This is a genomic window from Rufibacter psychrotolerans (genome assembly GCF_016924645.1).
Lineage (GTDB): Bacteria > Bacteroidota > Bacteroidia > Cytophagales > Hymenobacteraceae > Nibribacter > Nibribacter psychrotolerans.
In genome coordinates this window covers 351,861-367,598 of record NZ_JAFFJV010000001.1, presented here as the reverse complement: position 1 = coordinate 367,598, position 15,738 = coordinate 351,861, and the positions used below count along the sequence as shown (strand labels likewise).

At 58.7% G+C, this 15,738-nt stretch carries 15 protein-coding genes; 11 read left to right on the top strand and 4 right to left on the bottom strand.

Annotated elements, in window-relative coordinates:
* Window positions 1–3: 3 nt before the first annotated feature.
* From JT718_RS01450 to JT718_RS01430, 5 genes are all read left to right on the top strand, one after another.
* Complete coding sequence (locus JT718_RS01450) at window positions 4–1,023, top strand: PorP/SprF family type IX secretion system membrane protein (protein ID WP_205499888.1); 1,020 nt, start codon at window positions 4–6, stop codon at window positions 1,021–1,023.
* A 344-nt stretch (window positions 1,024–1,367) separates the two neighbouring features.
* A complete protein-coding gene (locus tag JT718_RS01445; protein ID WP_205499887.1) occupies window positions 1,368–1,754 on the top strand; it encodes a hypothetical protein in 387 nt (128 codons plus the stop codon).
* 363 nt (window positions 1,755–2,117) lie between these two features.
* On the top strand, window positions 2,118–2,354 hold the full coding sequence (locus JT718_RS01440) for a hypothetical protein (protein ID WP_205499886.1): 237 nt from the start codon (window positions 2,118–2,120) through the stop codon (window positions 2,352–2,354).
* Window positions 2,355–2,504: 150 nt separating this feature from the next.
* Window positions 2,505–3,068, top strand: a complete 564-nt coding sequence (locus tag JT718_RS01435) for a metal-dependent phosphohydrolase (RefSeq protein WP_205499885.1) — start codon at window positions 2,505–2,507, stop codon at window positions 3,066–3,068.
* A 29-nt stretch (window positions 3,069–3,097) separates the two neighbouring features.
* A complete protein-coding gene (locus JT718_RS01430; protein ID WP_205499884.1) occupies window positions 3,098–4,081 on the top strand; it encodes an ABC transporter ATP-binding protein in 984 nt (327 codons plus the stop codon).
* A 230-nt stretch (window positions 4,082–4,311) separates the two neighbouring features.
* Here the strand turns inward: JT718_RS01430 and JT718_RS01425 are convergent, their stop codons facing one another.
* Window positions 4,312–4,602 (bottom strand): YciI family protein, encoded by a 291-nt coding sequence (locus tag JT718_RS01425; RefSeq protein WP_205499883.1) that lies wholly within the window; start codon window positions 4,600–4,602, stop codon window positions 4,312–4,314.
* Window positions 4,603–4,851: 249 nt separating this feature from the next.
* Between JT718_RS01425 and JT718_RS01420 the strand changes: the two genes are divergently transcribed.
* The 6 genes from JT718_RS01420 to JT718_RS01395 all read left to right on the top strand — a co-directional run bounded on the left by JT718_RS01420 (window position 4,852) and on the right by JT718_RS01395 (window position 11,589).
* Window positions 4,852–6,699, top strand: a complete 1,848-nt coding sequence (locus JT718_RS01420; protein ID WP_205499882.1) for an outer membrane protein assembly factor BamB family protein — start codon at window positions 4,852–4,854, stop codon at window positions 6,697–6,699.
* A gap of 244 nt (window positions 6,700–6,943) precedes the next feature.
* Window positions 6,944–9,457: a TonB-dependent receptor gene (locus JT718_RS01415; RefSeq protein ID WP_205499881.1), complete on the top strand. Its 2,514-nt coding sequence runs from the start codon at window positions 6,944–6,946 to the stop codon at window positions 9,455–9,457.
* A gap of 143 nt (window positions 9,458–9,600) precedes the next feature.
* Window positions 9,601–9,888: a DUF1456 family protein gene (locus tag JT718_RS01410; protein ID WP_205499880.1), complete on the top strand. Its 288-nt coding sequence runs from the start codon at window positions 9,601–9,603 to the stop codon at window positions 9,886–9,888.
* Window positions 9,889–10,157: 269 nt separating this feature from the next.
* The gene (locus tag JT718_RS01405; protein ID WP_205499879.1) at window positions 10,158–10,547 is read left to right on the top strand and encodes a YybH family protein; all 390 of its coding nucleotides are present in this window, start codon (window positions 10,158–10,160) and stop codon (window positions 10,545–10,547) included.
* 99 nt (window positions 10,548–10,646) lie between these two features.
* On the top strand, window positions 10,647–10,964 hold the full coding sequence (locus tag JT718_RS01400) for a hypothetical protein (RefSeq protein WP_205499878.1): 318 nt from the start codon (window positions 10,647–10,649) through the stop codon (window positions 10,962–10,964).
* A 220-nt stretch (window positions 10,965–11,184) separates the two neighbouring features.
* Window positions 11,185–11,589 carry a DoxX family protein gene (locus tag JT718_RS01395; RefSeq protein WP_205499877.1) on the top strand — a complete coding sequence of 135 codons (405 nt, stop codon included), beginning with the start codon at window positions 11,185–11,187 and terminating at the stop codon, window positions 11,587–11,589.
* 113 nt (window positions 11,590–11,702) lie between these two features.
* Here JT718_RS01395 and JT718_RS01390 read toward each other — a convergent pair whose 3' ends face one another.
* From JT718_RS01390 to JT718_RS01380, 3 genes are all read right to left on the bottom strand, one after another.
* A complete protein-coding gene (locus JT718_RS01390; RefSeq protein WP_205499876.1) occupies window positions 11,703–11,951 on the bottom strand; it encodes a hypothetical protein in 249 nt (82 codons plus the stop codon).
* A 133-nt stretch (window positions 11,952–12,084) separates the two neighbouring features.
* Window positions 12,085–12,885: an HAD family hydrolase gene (locus tag JT718_RS01385; RefSeq protein ID WP_205499875.1), complete on the bottom strand. Its 801-nt coding sequence runs from the start codon at window positions 12,883–12,885 to the stop codon at window positions 12,085–12,087.
* A 256-nt stretch (window positions 12,886–13,141) separates the two neighbouring features.
* Complete coding sequence (locus JT718_RS01380) at window positions 13,142–15,691, bottom strand: PAS domain-containing sensor histidine kinase (protein WP_205499874.1); 2,550 nt, start codon at window positions 15,689–15,691, stop codon at window positions 13,142–13,144.
* Window positions 15,692–15,738: the final 47 nt, after the last annotated feature.

The window sequence follows — 15,738 nt, the reverse complement described above, 5'->3', positions numbered from 1 at the left end:
CAGATGAAGAAGCTTGCCACCATCGTATTCCTGTTTGCCCTGTGGGCTCCGGCCATGGCGCAGCAGAAAGCGCAGTACAGCCAGTACCTGTTCAACAACTTTTTGCTGAACCCCGCCCTCTCGGGGATTGAAAGCTACACCGATGTGCGGTTTGGGACGCGCCGGCAGTGGGTGGGCATTGAGGGAGCCCCCGTGAGCTATTACGTGAGCGGGCACTCGTCCTTCGGGACCAGCGACCGCAACTCGCCCAACGGGCCCGGCACCGGCAAGGGGTTCATTCCCCGCATGCCGTCCAAGAACCCGCGCGCTACCCGCTACCACAAGGCCCGCGCGCACCACGGGTTCGGGGCCATGGCCCAGGTAGACAAAACCGGCCCCCTGAGCACCACCAACGCCAGCCTCACATACGCGTACCACCACCCCATTACCCGGCGGGTGAACATGTCGGTGGGTTTGTTGGGGGGCGTGGTGCAGACGCGGCTGGATGCCAACGCCATCCGGCTGAACCACCAGCAGGACCCCACGCTGCGGCCCGGCACCATGAGCCGCACCAACTTTGACCTGGGCCTGGGCACTTGGGTGTACTCAGACTACTTCTACGTGGGCGTTTCGGCGGCCCAGCTGCTTACTACCCGCATCTCGCAGAGCGAAGGCCCGCTTGAGGCGGAGCAAAAGCTGCAGCCCCACTTCTTCATGACTGCCGGCTACCGCTTCAGGGTCAGGTATGACTTGTCGTTCGAGCCCTCGGTGATGCTGAAGCTGGCCAGCCCCAGTCCCCTGGCGGTGGACGTGAACGCGAAGATGACGTACGCCAACCGGTTCTGGGCGGGCGTCTCTTACCGGCACGGCGATGCGGTGGCGGCCCTGGCCGGGGTAAACGTGAACCACGTCCTGGACTTTGGCTACTCGTATGACCTCACCACCTCTGGATTGAACAGCGCCAGCGCCGGCAGCCATGAGCTGGTGGTGGGCATTAAGCTCCGGAACAAAGCCCGCGTGCTCTGCCCTGAGTGGCTCTGGTAACCCCTGAGGTTGCATTTTTACCACCCTGTTTCAGGGCCGTTTTCCTAAAAACGGCCCTGAAACAGGGTGATTTTTTTAGGGCAGTTCACTCCCCGGCAGCCCAGTGCCACTGCACTGGCCCGGCTTCCTGCTTTAGTGCTAAGCCGGGTCATATTCCCAAACCACCACCCTGTAAATTGAACTCTGAAAATTTTCTGGTTTGAATCTGCTCAGAAAAAGCGCATTTGCGCAGATTGGCTCAACCCTGGCAGCAAAGTAGCGTAGATAGAAGAAACTTTAGTATAAGATATTTCCAAGACCCTTAACCGTACACACCAAACGCTTCATCTACAAGATTTCAGGTCATGAAAAAGCTTTTTCTTTCTTTCTGCTTGGTTGCTGCCTTCGCCTGTGGCGCAGCGGCACAAACTGCTCCCAAGAACGAGGCGGTAGAGAAAACCTCTGCTTCGGTTTCCCGCTTAATGGTTGAGGCCATGGGGTTGAATGAGAACGAGTACCTGATGATCCGGAACTTAAACCTGGAGCGTTTGTCCAAGGCCGCCGAGGTGGCCCGAAACGAGGATGCGGAAAGCCGGGAGGCCCGGCTGCGGGAGATTGACGAGGAGTTTGAAAACAAGCTCTTCCGGATTCTGAGCTCCCGCCAGGTAGAAGCCTACGCCGAGTTCAAAGCCAAGCCCGAGGGCAACTTCTTAACCCTGGTGCAGGAAGTAACTCCTAACGCCAAGAAGTAACCTCTCTCTATATACCCTTACACCAGCAGAGGCCCCACTACCCGGGGCCTCTGCTGGTTTTTGCTTGTTTCAGGAGCGGCCGAAAGGCTTTTAGGGTCCCGCCGCAAGGCAGATCACCCCGTAACGGCCCGGCCAAGGGGAAATAGCTGCTCCAAAATGACTACCTTTGGCCGGGCGGCGGCCATGAAAGGCAAGCTACCTGTAGCTTGCCCAATCAGCGCCGGGCCCTCTGCCAGGGCCCCTTTCAGCCGTGGCACCGCAACGCCGCCGAGGTAGTTTGCCCCGCCGGCCCAAATATCCGTATACGTTAGAAAACACGCACCGCGGCTTCTGCCAACCAGGGGTCGCTTACAGTACCTGCTTATGGAATGGTTTAAAATATACAACCCCAAGGCCATGAACTCGTTCCAGTTCATTGCCGTGACCGGACTGGTGATGTCGGCTTTGGCGCACCTGTTCCTGCACCTGTGGGGCAAGGAAGTAGAGTCGTTCAACTACCTCTACCTGTGCTGGGGCGTGTTGTTTGTGTTTGGCTCCATCCAGAACCTGCGCGCCAAACCCGAGGACGACGACCACCATCACCACCACCATCACCATTAAGCGCTTGCGGGCGGGCCCTGGTTGTTGAGCTCCAAAGGGCTCCTGTTTGGGGGCCATTCTCCGGAAAACAGCCCTAAAACAGCCGCTTTCCGCTCTAAAGTTGCGCGGGAGCGGGTTCAGGGCTATCTTACTGGTCTTAACTTGCACACCATGACCAGAGAAGAAGCGTTTCATATCTTACAACAATACACCAAAGGCGAAAGCCTGCTCCGCCACGCCCGCACCGTTGAACTGGTACTCAGGGCGTACGCCCAGAAATTAGGACAAGACGTGGACCAGTGGGGCAACACCGGCCTGCTGCACGACGCCGACTACGAAGCTTTCCCAGACCGGCACCCGCACGTGATTGTGGACTTGCTGCGCGAACGGGGCGAGGAAGAAATGGCCCACGCCATCTCGGCGCACTACAGCCACTGGGGCGTGGCCCACGAAAGCCTTCTGGACAAAGCCCTGCTGGGCTGCGACGAGATTACCGGGTTTGTGGTGGCCTGTGCCCAGGTCAGGCCGCAGCGGCTGGTGGGGCTGGAGGCGAAATCGGTGTTGAAGAAGCTGAAGCAGGCCAGCTTTGCCGCCTCGGTAGACCGGGGCGAGGTGCGCCTTGGCGCCGACCTCCTGGGCGTAGACCTGGCCGCGCACATTGACTTTATCATCCAGACCCTGCAGCCCCACGCGGAAGAACTTCAGTTAACGCCCGTGGCTACGCAGGCCTCCTAATGCCGGCGCAGGCCCCCCCTTTTTACCATATGACCTTTTTAGAAGTAGCCGGAATCACCAAGCAGGGCGAAAAAGAAGCGGTGCTCACCAACATCAGCTTTACCCAGCAGGCGTTCCAGAACATTGCCGTGGCCGGCGAAACCGGCTCAGGGAAGAGTACCCTGCTCAAGATCATCGCCGGTCTGGTACAGCCCGATGCGGGCCAGGTCCTGTTCCAGGAAGAGCGGGTAAAAGGACCCGCCGAGAAACTGGTGGCCGGCCACCCGGGCATTGCCTACCTGTCGCAGCAGTTTGAGTTAGCCGAGTTCCTGCGGGTAGAACAGGTGCTGCGGTACGCCAACACCCTGCCGCAGGAAGAGGCCGATGCCCTGTATGAGCTCTGCCACATCCGGCACCTGCTCCAACGCAGAACCGACCAGCTGTCGGGCGGCGAACGCCAACGGATTGCGCTGGCCCGCCTGTTGCTCACCTCGCCGAGCCTGCTCCTGCTGGACGAGCCCTTCTCCAACCTGGACACCGGCCACAAGAACACCCTCAAAACCATTCTGCACGACCTGGCCGAGGAGCTGGACATTACCTGCCTTATGATCTCCCATGACCCGCAGGACACGCTTTCCTGGGCAGACCAGATCCTGGTGATGAAAGACGGCCAACTAGTACAGCAAGGCACCCCGGAGGAAGTTTACCGGCAACCTGTCAATACCTACGTGGCCGGGTTGTTCGGGAAGTACAATCTGCTGGCTCCAGACCAAGCCTTGGCTATTACCGGAGCAACAGCAAATAGTAATAACGGTAAAAGCCTGTTGCTGCGGCCCGAGGATTTGGTGCTGGAAGTAGAGGAAAAGAAAGGCAGTTCTGCCACCGTAAATAAGGTCACGTTCTTCGGAAGCTACTATGAGGTAGAGACTACCGTAGAGAACTTTCCAGTAGTGGTAAGAACCGGCGTGCGTTCCCTGGTCCAAGGAGATACCGTCTATCTGAGACCTGCCTCGTCAGACCTTTGGTATTTGTAGATTGGTCAATGCTGCTTCATTGATCGCTCTGCCAAACACCATAGAGCGGATCTCTCTGGCGCGGAGGTTACTTCCGTGCCTTGCCCAAACCTATAAAGGCACGGAAGGAACTTCCGCGCCAAAGTAAATACTGTGATACTATTTCATCGTTTAGGGCTTGTTTTCATGGAAACAAGCCCTAAACGATCTTTTACTTTGCGTATTCCGGTAGGCAGGAGCACTTTACCTACTTACACGGTGGCCACCCGGAAGGGCTTCACGTCTACTTTTTCCCAGACTTTCTGGAGGAGATACGGCTCCTGGGCCAGGTACTGCTGCACGGCAGCTTCGTTTTCAAACTCCACCACCAGGGTAGAGCCTATCATTTTGTCCTCGGGGCTCAGCATGGCACCCCCTAAGATAAAGTTGCCGGTAGCCTTGAGCTGCTTCACCATTTCCAGGTGGGCGGGGCGGGTGGCCATGCGGCGGTCCAGGGCTTGGTCGTCGGTGTAATCAAAGGCGGTGATGAGGTATTGTGGCACGGTCTGTTCTGGTTTGGTTCTGGCTCTAAGTTACAGAAATTAGCCTAAATCGCACCGGGGCCTTAAAAGCATCTGCCCCTGCCTGGCTGCGGCGGCCGGTTTTCTGTTTAGCCCGGTTTTCCTGAAAACGTGCTTGAAACACCGGCAGGAGCTGGGCCACAGCGCCTAAATTCCATCATTTTAGGCCGAGCGTTGAAAATAAGGGGGCATTTACAGATATTCGCCGGCAACTTACCACAACCTGTTTGTATGAAAAAACTCCCCCTCCTGCTCCTCCTTTGCGGCTGGCTCACAACCGCTACCACCGGACTGGCCCAATCGTTCCGGTACGCCTTTGTCACTGATACGCACGTGGGCTCCCCCAACGGCGTGGCCGAAGAAGACCTGGAACGCACCATCGCCGACATTAACCAGCAACCCAACATTGACTTTGTGCTGCTCACCGGCGACATCACCGAGATGGGCACCGACCAGGAACTGAAAGTGGCCAAGCAGATCATCAGCAAGCTCAAAGTGCCTTACTATATTGTGCCCGGCAACCATGACACCGGCTGGTCAGAGTCGGGTGGGGTGAGCTTCATCAGGGAGTTTGGTTCCGATAAATTCGTGTTTGAGCACCAGGGCATCAAGTTCATTGGCTGCGCCTCGGGCCCGTACGTGCGCATGTCAGACGGGCACATTCCCCGCGATGCCACGGTTTGGTTAGACAGCGTTCTGGCCAAAACGCCCAAGAATCAGCCCATTGTGTTTGTGAACCACTACCCGCTGGACAACGGCCTGGACAACTGGTACGACGCTATTGACCGCCTGAAGCAGTACAACACCCAGTACACCATCTGCGGGCACGGCCACCAGAACCGCGTAGCCGATTCTGAAGGCCTGCCCGGCACCATGGGGCGCTCTAACCTCAGGGCCAAAGCCGCCGTGGGCGGGTACAACCTGGTAGAGATGCGGCAAGACTCGGTGTTGTTTGCGGAGCGCACGCCCGGCGTGGGCACCAAACCGGTGTGGCGCCGCCTGGCCCTGGGGCCCCGTGACTACTCCAACGGCAAAACCTACCCGCGCCCTTCCTTTGCGGTGAACCAGACGTACGCCTCCACCAAGAAAGCCTGGAGCTACCACTCAGACGCCAACGTGATCTCTACCCCGGTCTACACGCAGGGCCTGGTGATCTTCGGGAACAGCGTGGGCAAAATAGAGGCCCTCAACGAAAAAGACGGCACCAAGGCCTGGACGTTCCAGACCGGCGGCGGCGTGTTCTCCTCCCCTGCGGTTCATAAAGGCCTGGTGATTTTCGGTTCGGGTGACGGGCACATTTATGCTTTAAAGGCGAAATCAGGGAAACTGGCCTGGAAAACCAAGACGGGCGCCTCGGTGCTGGGTTCACCGCTGGTAGCCAAAGGCGTGGTGTACATTGGCGGCTCAGACGGCAAGTTCAGGGCCCTGGAAGCGGCTACCGGCCGGGAGAAATGGGCCTTCAGCGGACTGGAGGGCGCCGTGGTGAGCACCCCGCTGCTGTATGAAGGCAAGGTGATCTTCGGGGCCTGGGACCGGCACCTCTACGCCGTGAACCAGAAAGACGGCACCCTGACCTGGAAGTGGAACAACGGCTCGGCCAACCGCATGTTCTCGCCGGCCATGTGCATTCCGGTGGCGCATGACGGCGTGGTGTACATTGTGGCCCCAGACCGCTTCATCACGGCCATTGACAGCCAGTCGGGGCAAACGCTGTGGCGCAGCAAAGAGGCCACCGTGCGCGAGTCGCTGGGCCTTTCGGCCGATAAAAAGCTGGTGTACGGCAAGACCATGCAAGACGAGGTGGTGGCCTTTGAAACCGGCAAGACGGCCCCCAAGCTGGCCTGGAGAATGAACGCCGGCTTTGGGTACGAGCACGTGCCCTCCATGCTGATTGAAAAGGACGGCGCCGTGTTCTTCGGGACCAAGAGCGGCGTGGTGTACAGCATCAACCCGCAGACCCGCCAGGTGAACTGGGCCCACAAGATTGACAACTCCATGGTGAACACCGTGAACGTGCTGCCCAAGCGCCGCCTCCTTGCCGCCACCATGGACGGTAAGGTGGAACTGCTCACCTACTAGCAGCCTCGCTTTTCACATAACTCTAAAGCCTCTTGCTTTCCGCCCAGCCCGGCGGAGGGCAGGAGGCTGTTTTTTAGCCGTTTTCCCGGAAGTAGGGCTAAAGCAAATATTTCTGGCTCACCCGGTTAAACCTTCGGGGGGCGGGTTTGTCAAAAGACCACCCGCCCGGAGACGAGAGAGAGGAAGGCATGGACATTTCTCTGCGGCAGGCTGGTTCATCCCCCTTATTTGCCACTCCGGTTCTATGGTCTATCTGAAACAGCTTTCCCCCCGAAGCTTCCTGGGGCTGCTCCTGCTCCCCGCCCTGGCACTTGCCCCTGCCTTTCCCGCCCAGGCGGTGACCGCCCCCGCCGCCGTTACGGCCCAAACCAGCGGCAGCCCGCTGAGCGGCTCCGTACTGGATGCCACCACCCGAAAACCCGTGGACTTTGCCACCGTGGCACTGCAAGACAAAACCGGCAAACCCCTCAACGGCACTTCCTGCGACGAGGCCGGCCGCTTCACCTTCCCCCGGGTAGCGCCCGGGGAGTACAACCTGGCGGTCTCGTTTCTGGGCTACAAAACCAAGGTGTACCCGGTAACGGTGCAGCCGGGCGGCGCGGCGGTGCAATTGGCCCCTGTTTTACTGGAGTCTGACAGCAAGGCCCTGGAGGAAGTGGTGATCACCGGTGAGAAAGACCTGATCCAGGAAACCGACGATGGGCTGGTGTACAACGCCGAGAACGACATCACCAACATTGGCGGCACCGCCGCCGACGTGCTCAAGAAAGTACCCTCGCTGGCCGTGGACATGGACGGCAACGTGGAGATGCGGGGCAGCACCAAGATCAAGATCCTGATCAACGGCAAGCCCTCCACCATGCTGGCCGACAACCTGGCCGATGCGCTGCAACAGATCCCGGCGGACATGATCAAGTCGGTGGAGGTGATCACCAGTCCCTCGGCAAAGTACGAGGCAGAGGGCACGGCGGGCGTGGTGAACATCATCACCAAACAAAGCGCCATTGAGGGCATGACAGGCCAGGTGACCGCCACCGCCGGCAACCGCTCCAACAACCTCAACACCCACCTGAACGTGCGCCGCAAGAAGTTTGGCCTCAGGGCCAGCGTGGGCGGCAATTTCAATGACCGCGTGGGCGACTCAGAATCAGACCAGGTGTACTTCCGGGAAGAGAACCTGATCCAGACGCCCACCAAGCTGATCCAGCAAAGCAGCACCTTTGAGAACAACGGCCGGTCTATCTTCTCGCAGCTGGGCGGCGACTATGACTTTAATGAGTCAAATAACCTGAGCGTGAACGTGCGCCTGAACCGCTCCCGCAACCTGGGCGACCGTTCGCTCACCACCCGCCAGTTCACGCCCTCGGGCGAGGAACAGACCGGCAACTTCCGCTTCCGGGACATTGACAACCTGAGCCAGAACCACGGGTTTGAGACCAACCTGCACTACCTGAGACGCTTTAAGCGCAAGGGCCAGCAACTGAACCTTATTGCCATGTTCAATACCCAGCGGCAGGAAAGCGACTACGGCCTGGTGGAGACTAACTTTGCCGAAACCGTGACCCGCCTGGAGCAGAGCACCAACCGCAACCAGAACCGTGAGCTGAATCTTCAGGTAGACTATGAGCACCCCTTCGCCCGGCTGGGCCGGCTGGAGGTGGGCGCCCGGGCGGTTCTGCGGCACTCGGCCAGCGACTATGACTTCCTGATTGCCCGCGAAGCCGGGGCCCCGCTGGTGGAAGACCCGGGCCGCTCCAACCTGTTTACCTATGATCAGGACGTGTATTCGTCTTACCTGTCGTACACGCTGCGGGTGAAGAAGATGTACACGTTTCGGCTGGGCGGCCGCTATGAGTACACCCAGGTAACGGGCGACTTTGCCACCAACCGGGTAGAAACTGCGCTGGACAAGCCGTTCCACAACTTCATGCCCAACGTAATGCTGATGAAGAGCTTCAAGAACAGCCAGCGGCTGCGGCTTAGCTACTCCATCCGTATTCAGCGGCCGGGCATTGGGCAGCTGAACCCGTACCGCAACGAGAGCAACCAACTGAACATCCGGTACGGCAACCCGGGCCTGGATGCGGAGCTTACCCACAACACGGAGCTCAACTACAGCTGGCTGCTGAAAGCCGTTAGCCTGAACGCCTCGCTGTACTGGCGGCAAACCAACAATGACATTGCCCAGTACCAGTTCCCCATCAGGGAAAACAATGACACCCTGCACACCACCTACGCCAACCTGGGCAAGAACGCTACTTACGGCACCAGCCTTTCAGCTTCCTTGCGGTTTAACCAGAAAGGGCAAGTGGGCGTGAATGCCAACCTGTTCTACAATGACCTCAACAGCTTTTCGGGCCGGTACGCCATCCGGCGGGCGGGCTTTATGTACAACCTCAGCGGCAACGCCTCTTACCGGTTCATCAACGACTTCAGCGTGCAAACCTCGGGGTCGTTCAACTCGCCGCGCATCTCGCTGCAGAGCCGCAGCACCTACAATTACTCGTACAGCCTGGGCCTGCGCAAGGAGTTCTGGAAGCGCAAAGGCGGGGTAAGCCTGAACGTGGAGAACTTCCTGTTCAGCAACAACACCATCCGTACCACGGTGAACAACACCAACTCCAGCAACTTTAACCGCAACAACCAATACAACCGCATTGTGCGGCTGAGTTTTAACTACCGTTTCGGGAAAATGGAGTTTAAACGCAACAAGGCCCTGGAGAAACTCTCCGGCGAAGGCGGCGGGCGCAAAGGCTAACCGCCAGCGGCATCTCACAGGTTGGGCGAGCTCCTCGTGCCTCCAGGGCCAGGCAAGCAAAGGCTGGCTGGGCCGGCATTGGTCAGCTTTCTTGCAATCTGGTTGCGTATACGTACTTTCGTGCACCTTTAAGTAACTGCGCTATGACCAACAATGACATTATGAAGAAACTGCGCGTGGCGCTCCAGCTGCGCGATGACGATATTGTCCACATCCTGAAACTGGTAGACTTTGACGTGACCAAAAGTGAGCTGAGCGCCATTTTCCGGAAGGAGGACCACCCCAACTACAAACCCTGCGGCGACCAGCTGCTGCGCAATTTCCTGAACGGCCTCATCATTCACCTGCGCGGAACCCCCGAGGAAAAGGAAGCGGCCAAAGCCCCCGCCCCACCCCGCAAACCCACGTCTTACCCGCCCCGCCGGAAGTAACCGGAGCCTCCATTCTTCCCAGCCGTTTTGGCGTTGTTCTGCAGAAAACAACTCCAAAACGGCTTTTTTATTTAGGTAGGATTTGTTGTTTCTTTAGAAAGCTACCATTTTCCCTTTCACCCGTACTACAGATTAAACCCGGGCAACTTGAAGCGTTGCCCAGACCCTCAGGCGGGGAGCCAGGCGGTGGGCACCATACGGCGCAACCCGGCGAGGCTCCCAGAGTACCGGCGCTTACCTCTTCATCCACCTTCTACCACCAAATCTGCATGGAAGCACTCAGCCTTGACATTACTGATGAAATCAAAAACCTCAACCAGAAATTAACCACAGCCTTCAACCAGGGCGACACGGCGGGCGTGGCCAGTCTCTACACCAAAACTGCCCAACTGTTACCCGCCGGCAGTGACACGGTGGTGGGCCGGGAAGCCATTGGCCAGTTCTGGCAAAACGCCCTGAACGGGGGCATCAAAGGCATGACCCTGGACACGGTAGAGGTGGAAGAACTTGAGCAGACCGCTATTGAACTGGGCCTTTACACCCTCACGGGCGAGGCAGGACAACCCCTGGACCAGGGCAAGTACATGGCGGTCTGGAAAAAGGAAAACGGCGCCTGGAAAATGCAGAAGGACATCTGGAACAGCAACCAACCCACCTAACGCAGTCACCCCTTTCCCTATAAATTTAAGGAACGCCTTCTTTCGGCTGCCGGACAAAATAGAACTCCCGGTAGCTGGCAGAAGGCGCTTCCTGCCTACTTGTATGCCCCGGAACTCCTGTACCAGCAGGACAAATCCATTGGGCTGGCCATGCTGCATTCCCTGAGAACCACTTTTCGGGAAGACCTGCACCAGTTGCCGCGCCAGCAAAGGGCCCAGCTGATTGAACAGCACCTGGCGGCGCTCTCCTCCCATCGCCGCGTCAACGTGGCCTGCGTGCACAAACTCCACCTCACAGACGAGTCGCCCTGCATCCATCTTTCCAACACCGGCAAACCCCTGCACCACCATGACCAAGTGCCCTGCCTGCACGTGGCCCACCTGGAGGGAGATACCGTGCTGGTGAAAGAAGAGTAGGGTGCAGCGCCTTTCCCAGGGCTCAAGCAATTTCCCATTTTCCCTTCTTTTTGGGCAAAACAGGCTTAAAACCCACACATTCCTTTTCCTGAAGACCCGCCTTGGGGAACCGGAGCCTGCGCGCAGCCCAATGAACAGAACAGTATGCCGTCGGGCGCGTAAAACCACCGAGCGTCACCTGTTAGCGGCGCCTACAGCATGAACCTTACCCCCTACCACTATGAATAGAATCTTAGGACGATACGCCCCCCACCTGTATGCCCTGCTGCGGATTGTGGCGGGCATCATGTTTGCCCTGCACGGCACCCAGAAACTGTTCGGCTGGCCCGGCGACAAAGGTCCGGTGGAACTGGCGTCTCTGGCGGGCGTGGCCGGAATCCTGGAACTGGTGACCGGCGTCATGATTGCCCTTGGCTTTTTCACCAGTTGGGCGGCGTTTGTTGCCAGCGGCGTGATGGCGGTGGCCTACTTCATGGCCCACGGCTCGCAGGGCGGGCTGCCCATTGAGAACCAGGGCGAACTGGCGGTACTCTACTGCTTTTTGTTCCTGTACATGGCTGCCCAGGGCTCGGGCATCTGGAGCGTAGACAGCAGCCGCGGCCCCAGAACCACCATGCGCTTTTAAGGCATTTTAAGCTCCGGCCACCAGATGAACGGGCCGAACGCAGCAGCGGGCCGTACCCAGGAGATTCATCCGGTACGGCCCGCTGCTGCGTTCCTACCTCCTATCTTGCTGCGTTAGCAGTCACAGGTAAAGTCACGGCTGTTGTATTGGTCAGAGGCTACGTCGCCTACTTTTACCAGGTGCTCAAACGGGATCTCTTCGCCGGTGGCCAGCTCAATCTGCAGCCGGCCCTCCTTCTCCTCTAACTTCTTAATGAGCGCCGTCACAGCCAGGTACTCGTTCAACTCCGTGCGGTACTGAATCTTCAGGAATTTCTTCCGGGTCACGGCCTCGTTCACGGCCTGCAGCAATTGTTCGTCCATGGTCTGGTTTGCTTGTGGTACTTACCAGGTATACGGCCCTGCTGTTTTTGGTTTCTTTTCGTGAAAACGGGCCCAAAACCAAGCGGCTGCCAGCTTCGGCAATCAGGCAGGTTTACCTAGCTACTCTATTTCGTCAGGCGCTTGCCAGTTGTTGCAGTACTTCTAATACTCCGTTCTGACTGTTGCTTTTGGCCTGAAAGCGGGCGGCTTCCTTTATGTCTGGGTGGGCGTTTTCCATGGCGTAGCTGTAGTAGGCCTTCTGGATCATCTTCAGGTCGTTGAGGTAATCCCCAAACACCATGGTTTCCTGGGGCGTGATCTGGTATTTCTCCTGCAGCACCTCCATGGCCTTGCCCTTGTTGGCCTGCTTGTGGCAGATGTCCAGCCAGATGCTGCCCGAAACGGTTACCTGCAGGTGGGCCCTTTCTTCCTCGAAATACAGGTTGCTGTTGCCCTCGGCCCCGGCCAGGTCACAGATGGCGATCTTCAGGAACTGGTCATCGGTTACCTCCAGCAGGTTGTCTACTACGGTGACGGCGTCATAGTACAGCTGCACTTGCTGCATGAAGTGGGGCGCGGTGCTTTCTACGTACGCCGATTTCTTCCCGCACAGCACCAGGTACACCCCCGGAATGGTGCGGGCTTTCTGCAGGAGTTGCCGGGTAACGGTGGGGTCCATGGCCTGCACCAGGAGCTCCTGGCCCTGGTATTCTACGTAGCTGCCGTTTTCGGCGATGAAGATGACCCTTTCCTTCACGGGCTCCAGCACGTTGACCAGGTTGTAGTACTGCCTGCCGCTGGCGGCGGCAAACAGGATTCCCTTTTGCTGCAGGGCTTCAAAAATGGGGAAGAAATCGGGGGAAAGCTGGTGCTGGGGGTCTAGCAGGGTGCCATCCATGTCAGTGGCCACCAGCTTGATGGTTGAAAAATCCATAGGTACGCGGTTCCAGCCGGGCTGGGAAAAAGATTTGGTCTGCAAGGTAGGAAATACCGCGTACCGGCCCTGAAAGTTGTGTGATTTAGTTTAGGATAGCGGCTTTGGGCCCGATTCTCAGAAAATAGCCCAAAATCAGGTCTTTGATGTTAGCGCACCGGGCGGCTCAGGGCAAAAGATGGTCTAAGGAACCTGCGCTTAAAACCCAACGGCCCTGCCGGAACCTTCTTAGGTTTCTGGCAGGGCCGTTGGCGGGCTATGCTTGCGCTGTGATAGGTTCGGGCTGGTTGCGCAGGAATACCCTGAAGGTGCTGCCCTCGCCCGGTGTGCTGTCTACCTCAATCTTGCCGCCGGCATTGTCTACGATGCGCTTGACCATGTACAGGCCCACGCCCGAGCCTTCTACGTGGTCGTGGAAGCGGCGGAACATGGCAAAGAGTTTCTGCTGCTGCTCGGGCTCCAGGCCCAAGCCGTTGTCCTGCACGGTGAGCACGAAGAAATCGGCGTCCAGGCGGCAGGTGATCTTGATGGCGGGTGGCCGCTGGGCGTGGCAGTACTTGATGGCGTTGGAGAGCAGGTTGTACACAATGCTGCGCAGGTTCTTCTCAGAAAAGGAGAGTTGCGCACAGCCGGCCAGGTCGGTCTCTATCCGGGCCCCCGACTTGACAATGATCTGCTCCAGGTCCAACTGCACGCCGCGCACCAGCTCTTCCACGTTCACCAGCTCAGAGGCGTGGGCGTGGTCTTTCTGCAGCTTAGAGATCTCGGTGAGGTTGTAGATGGTCTTCCTGAAGCGGTCAATGGCACCCCGCATCATGGTTACAATGCGGCCCAGGTCTCCCTGGGGCTGGCTTTCGGGCGGCAGCTCCAGCAGGAGCTCTTCCAGCAGCATCTCAATGTTGGAGATGGGGGCTTTAAGGTCGTGCGAGGCCGTGTAGATGAAGTTGTCCAGGTCTGAGTTGGTGTGGGTAAGCTGCTGGTTGGCCACCTGCAGCCCTTTGTTGGCCAGGGCCAGTTCCTGCGCCAGGGCAATGGCCTCGCGCTCGCTTTTCTCAATAGCCTTGCGGGCCTCCAGCTGCTCAGAAACATCGGTGACCAGGGCATAGAAGCCTACCACCTCGCCGTCTTGCAGGTTGGGGACAAAGCTGGTCTGGGTGTGTTTCCGGAAACCCTCGCGGTAAGGCATGGTGGCCTCGTACCGCACCAGTTCGCCCGCCAGGGCCCGGTGCACGTACCCCTGCACGTTGCGGTAGGCTTTCTCGCCCAGCACCTGAGCCACGGTGCGGCCCAACAGGTCCTCGGTCCTGATGTTGAACCAGGTCTCGTAGGCCTTGTTGGTGAAGCGGTAGCGCTCTTCCTTGTCAATGTAGCTGATGAGCACGGGCAGGGCGTCTGTGATGAGCTGCAGCTCGCGGGCGCTGCCCTCCACGGCCTTGCGGGCCTCCACCAGTTCGGTGACCTCAAAGGCCAGCACCAGCACGCCGTCTACCTCGCCCTGGGCATTGCGGCGGGGCTGCTGAATGTACCTGAAATAGCGGTTCTCCAGCACGCCGTCCTGCGCGCGGACCAGCGGAATGAGCATCTCCTGCTCCTCGCGGGTGATGCCGGTCTGGTACACCTCCCGGAACCCGCGGTACACCTCGCTGTCCTTTATCTCGGGCAGGGCCTCCAGCAGGGGTTTGCCCAAGAGCTGGCGGTTGGGGGTCATTTGCTGGTAGATGGGGTTCACCAGCTCAAACACCAGGTCAGGGCCGGTGAGGATGCAGATGGCTGCGGGGGCGTGCGTGAAAAGGTGTTCCAGGCGGTTTTTCTGCTTTTCGGCCTCGGCCTGGGCCTTGCGGAGTTCCTGGGTGCGGCGTTCTACCCGGGCCTCCAGTTCCTGGTTGAGAACTTGTAGCGCTTCGGCGTTTTTCTCCACCTGGCGGCGCGAGCACACAAACTCGGTCACATCCAGGGCGAAGATGAGCATGCCGTTTACCTGCCCGTGGGTGTCATAGAGCGCCTGGTAGATAAAGTTCCAGTAGATGTCCTCGGGGGCTTGCCCCTCGTAGCGGGCCACCGGAATGAGGACTTCCTTTCCCTCAAAAGTTTCGCCGGTCTCCACCACGTTCCTGATGATCTGGGCCACGGGCTGGTCCTTGAGTTCGGGCAGGGCCTCAAACAAGGGCAGGCCCATCAACTGCCGGCCCGGGAACAGCTGCTGGTAGGAGGTGTTGAGCACTTTGTACACCAGATCAGGGCCTTCCAGCATGGCCAGGGCGGCGGGGGCCTGCTCAAACAGGCGCTCCAGGCGCAGGCGCTGCTGCACGGCCTGGGCCAGGGCGGCCTGTTCCCTTTCCCGGCTCTCCTTCAGTTCCTGCCTGGTCTTCTCGCGCTCGGTCACGTTCACGGTTTCGTGCAGAATGCACTGCACCTTGCCCTGCTCATCCAGCACGGGCGAGTTGGTGGTGATCCAGTGGCGTTCCAGAAAGCGGCCCGGGGCTTGCGGGTCTGGGATGTCATAGCGGAAGACCTCCATGTGGTGGGTCTTGCCGGTGGCCAGCACCTGCTCAAACGAAGCCCGCAGGTTCTTGGTGGAAGCGGTGATTTGGTCCGGATTATCTGGAAAGACCTCAAAAACAGGCCGGCCGATGATTTCCTCCCGCACCGTGAGCGTCTCGCGCAGATACATGTCAGAGGCCCCCTGGATGGTAAACTCAGGGGTCACGATCAGGATTAGCCCAGGCAATGCTTCAAAGATCCTGCGGAAAGGCAGGTTCTCCTCTTTTGCGGTGTCCTCAATGAAGGAGGATGGCATGTTGCTCATGGATTAGACTGGGGTATGGCTCAGGAATGGTACCGCTATACGTATAG

Bases quoted from the DNA above. Each gene is read 5' to 3' on its own strand.
- JT718_RS01450 (WP_205499888.1), top strand. From the start codon at position 4: ATGAAGAAGCTTGCCACCATCGTATTCCTGTTTGCCCTGTGGGCTCCG.
- JT718_RS01445 (WP_205499887.1), top strand. From the start codon at position 1,368: ATGAAAAAGCTTTTTCTTTCTTTCTGCTTGGTTGCTGCCTTCGCCTGT.
- JT718_RS01440 (WP_205499886.1), top strand. From the start codon at position 2,118: ATGGAATGGTTTAAAATATACAACCCCAAGGCCATGAACTCGTTCCAG.
- JT718_RS01435 (WP_205499885.1), top strand. From the start codon at position 2,505: ATGACCAGAGAAGAAGCGTTTCATATCTTACAACAATACACCAAAGGC.
- JT718_RS01430 (WP_205499884.1), top strand. From the start codon at position 3,098: ATGACCTTTTTAGAAGTAGCCGGAATCACCAAGCAGGGCGAAAAAGAA.
- JT718_RS01420 (WP_205499882.1), top strand. From the start codon at position 4,852: ATGAAAAAACTCCCCCTCCTGCTCCTCCTTTGCGGCTGGCTCACAACC.
- JT718_RS01415 (WP_205499881.1), top strand. From the start codon at position 6,944: ATGGTCTATCTGAAACAGCTTTCCCCCCGAAGCTTCCTGGGGCTGCTC.
- JT718_RS01410 (WP_205499880.1), top strand. From the start codon at position 9,601: ATGACCAACAATGACATTATGAAGAAACTGCGCGTGGCGCTCCAGCTG.
- JT718_RS01405 (WP_205499879.1), top strand. From the start codon at position 10,158: ATGGAAGCACTCAGCCTTGACATTACTGATGAAATCAAAAACCTCAAC.
- JT718_RS01395 (WP_205499877.1), top strand. From the start codon at position 11,185: ATGAATAGAATCTTAGGACGATACGCCCCCCACCTGTATGCCCTGCTG.
- JT718_RS01390 (WP_205499876.1), bottom strand. From the start codon at position 11,951: ATGGACGAACAATTGCTGCAGGCCGTGAACGAGGCCGTGACCCGGAAG.
- JT718_RS01385 (WP_205499875.1), bottom strand. From the start codon at position 12,885: ATGGATTTTTCAACCATCAAGCTGGTGGCCACTGACATGGATGGCACC.
- JT718_RS01380 (WP_205499874.1), bottom strand. From the start codon at position 15,691: ATGAGCAACATGCCATCCTCCTTCATTGAGGACACCGCAAAAGAGGAG.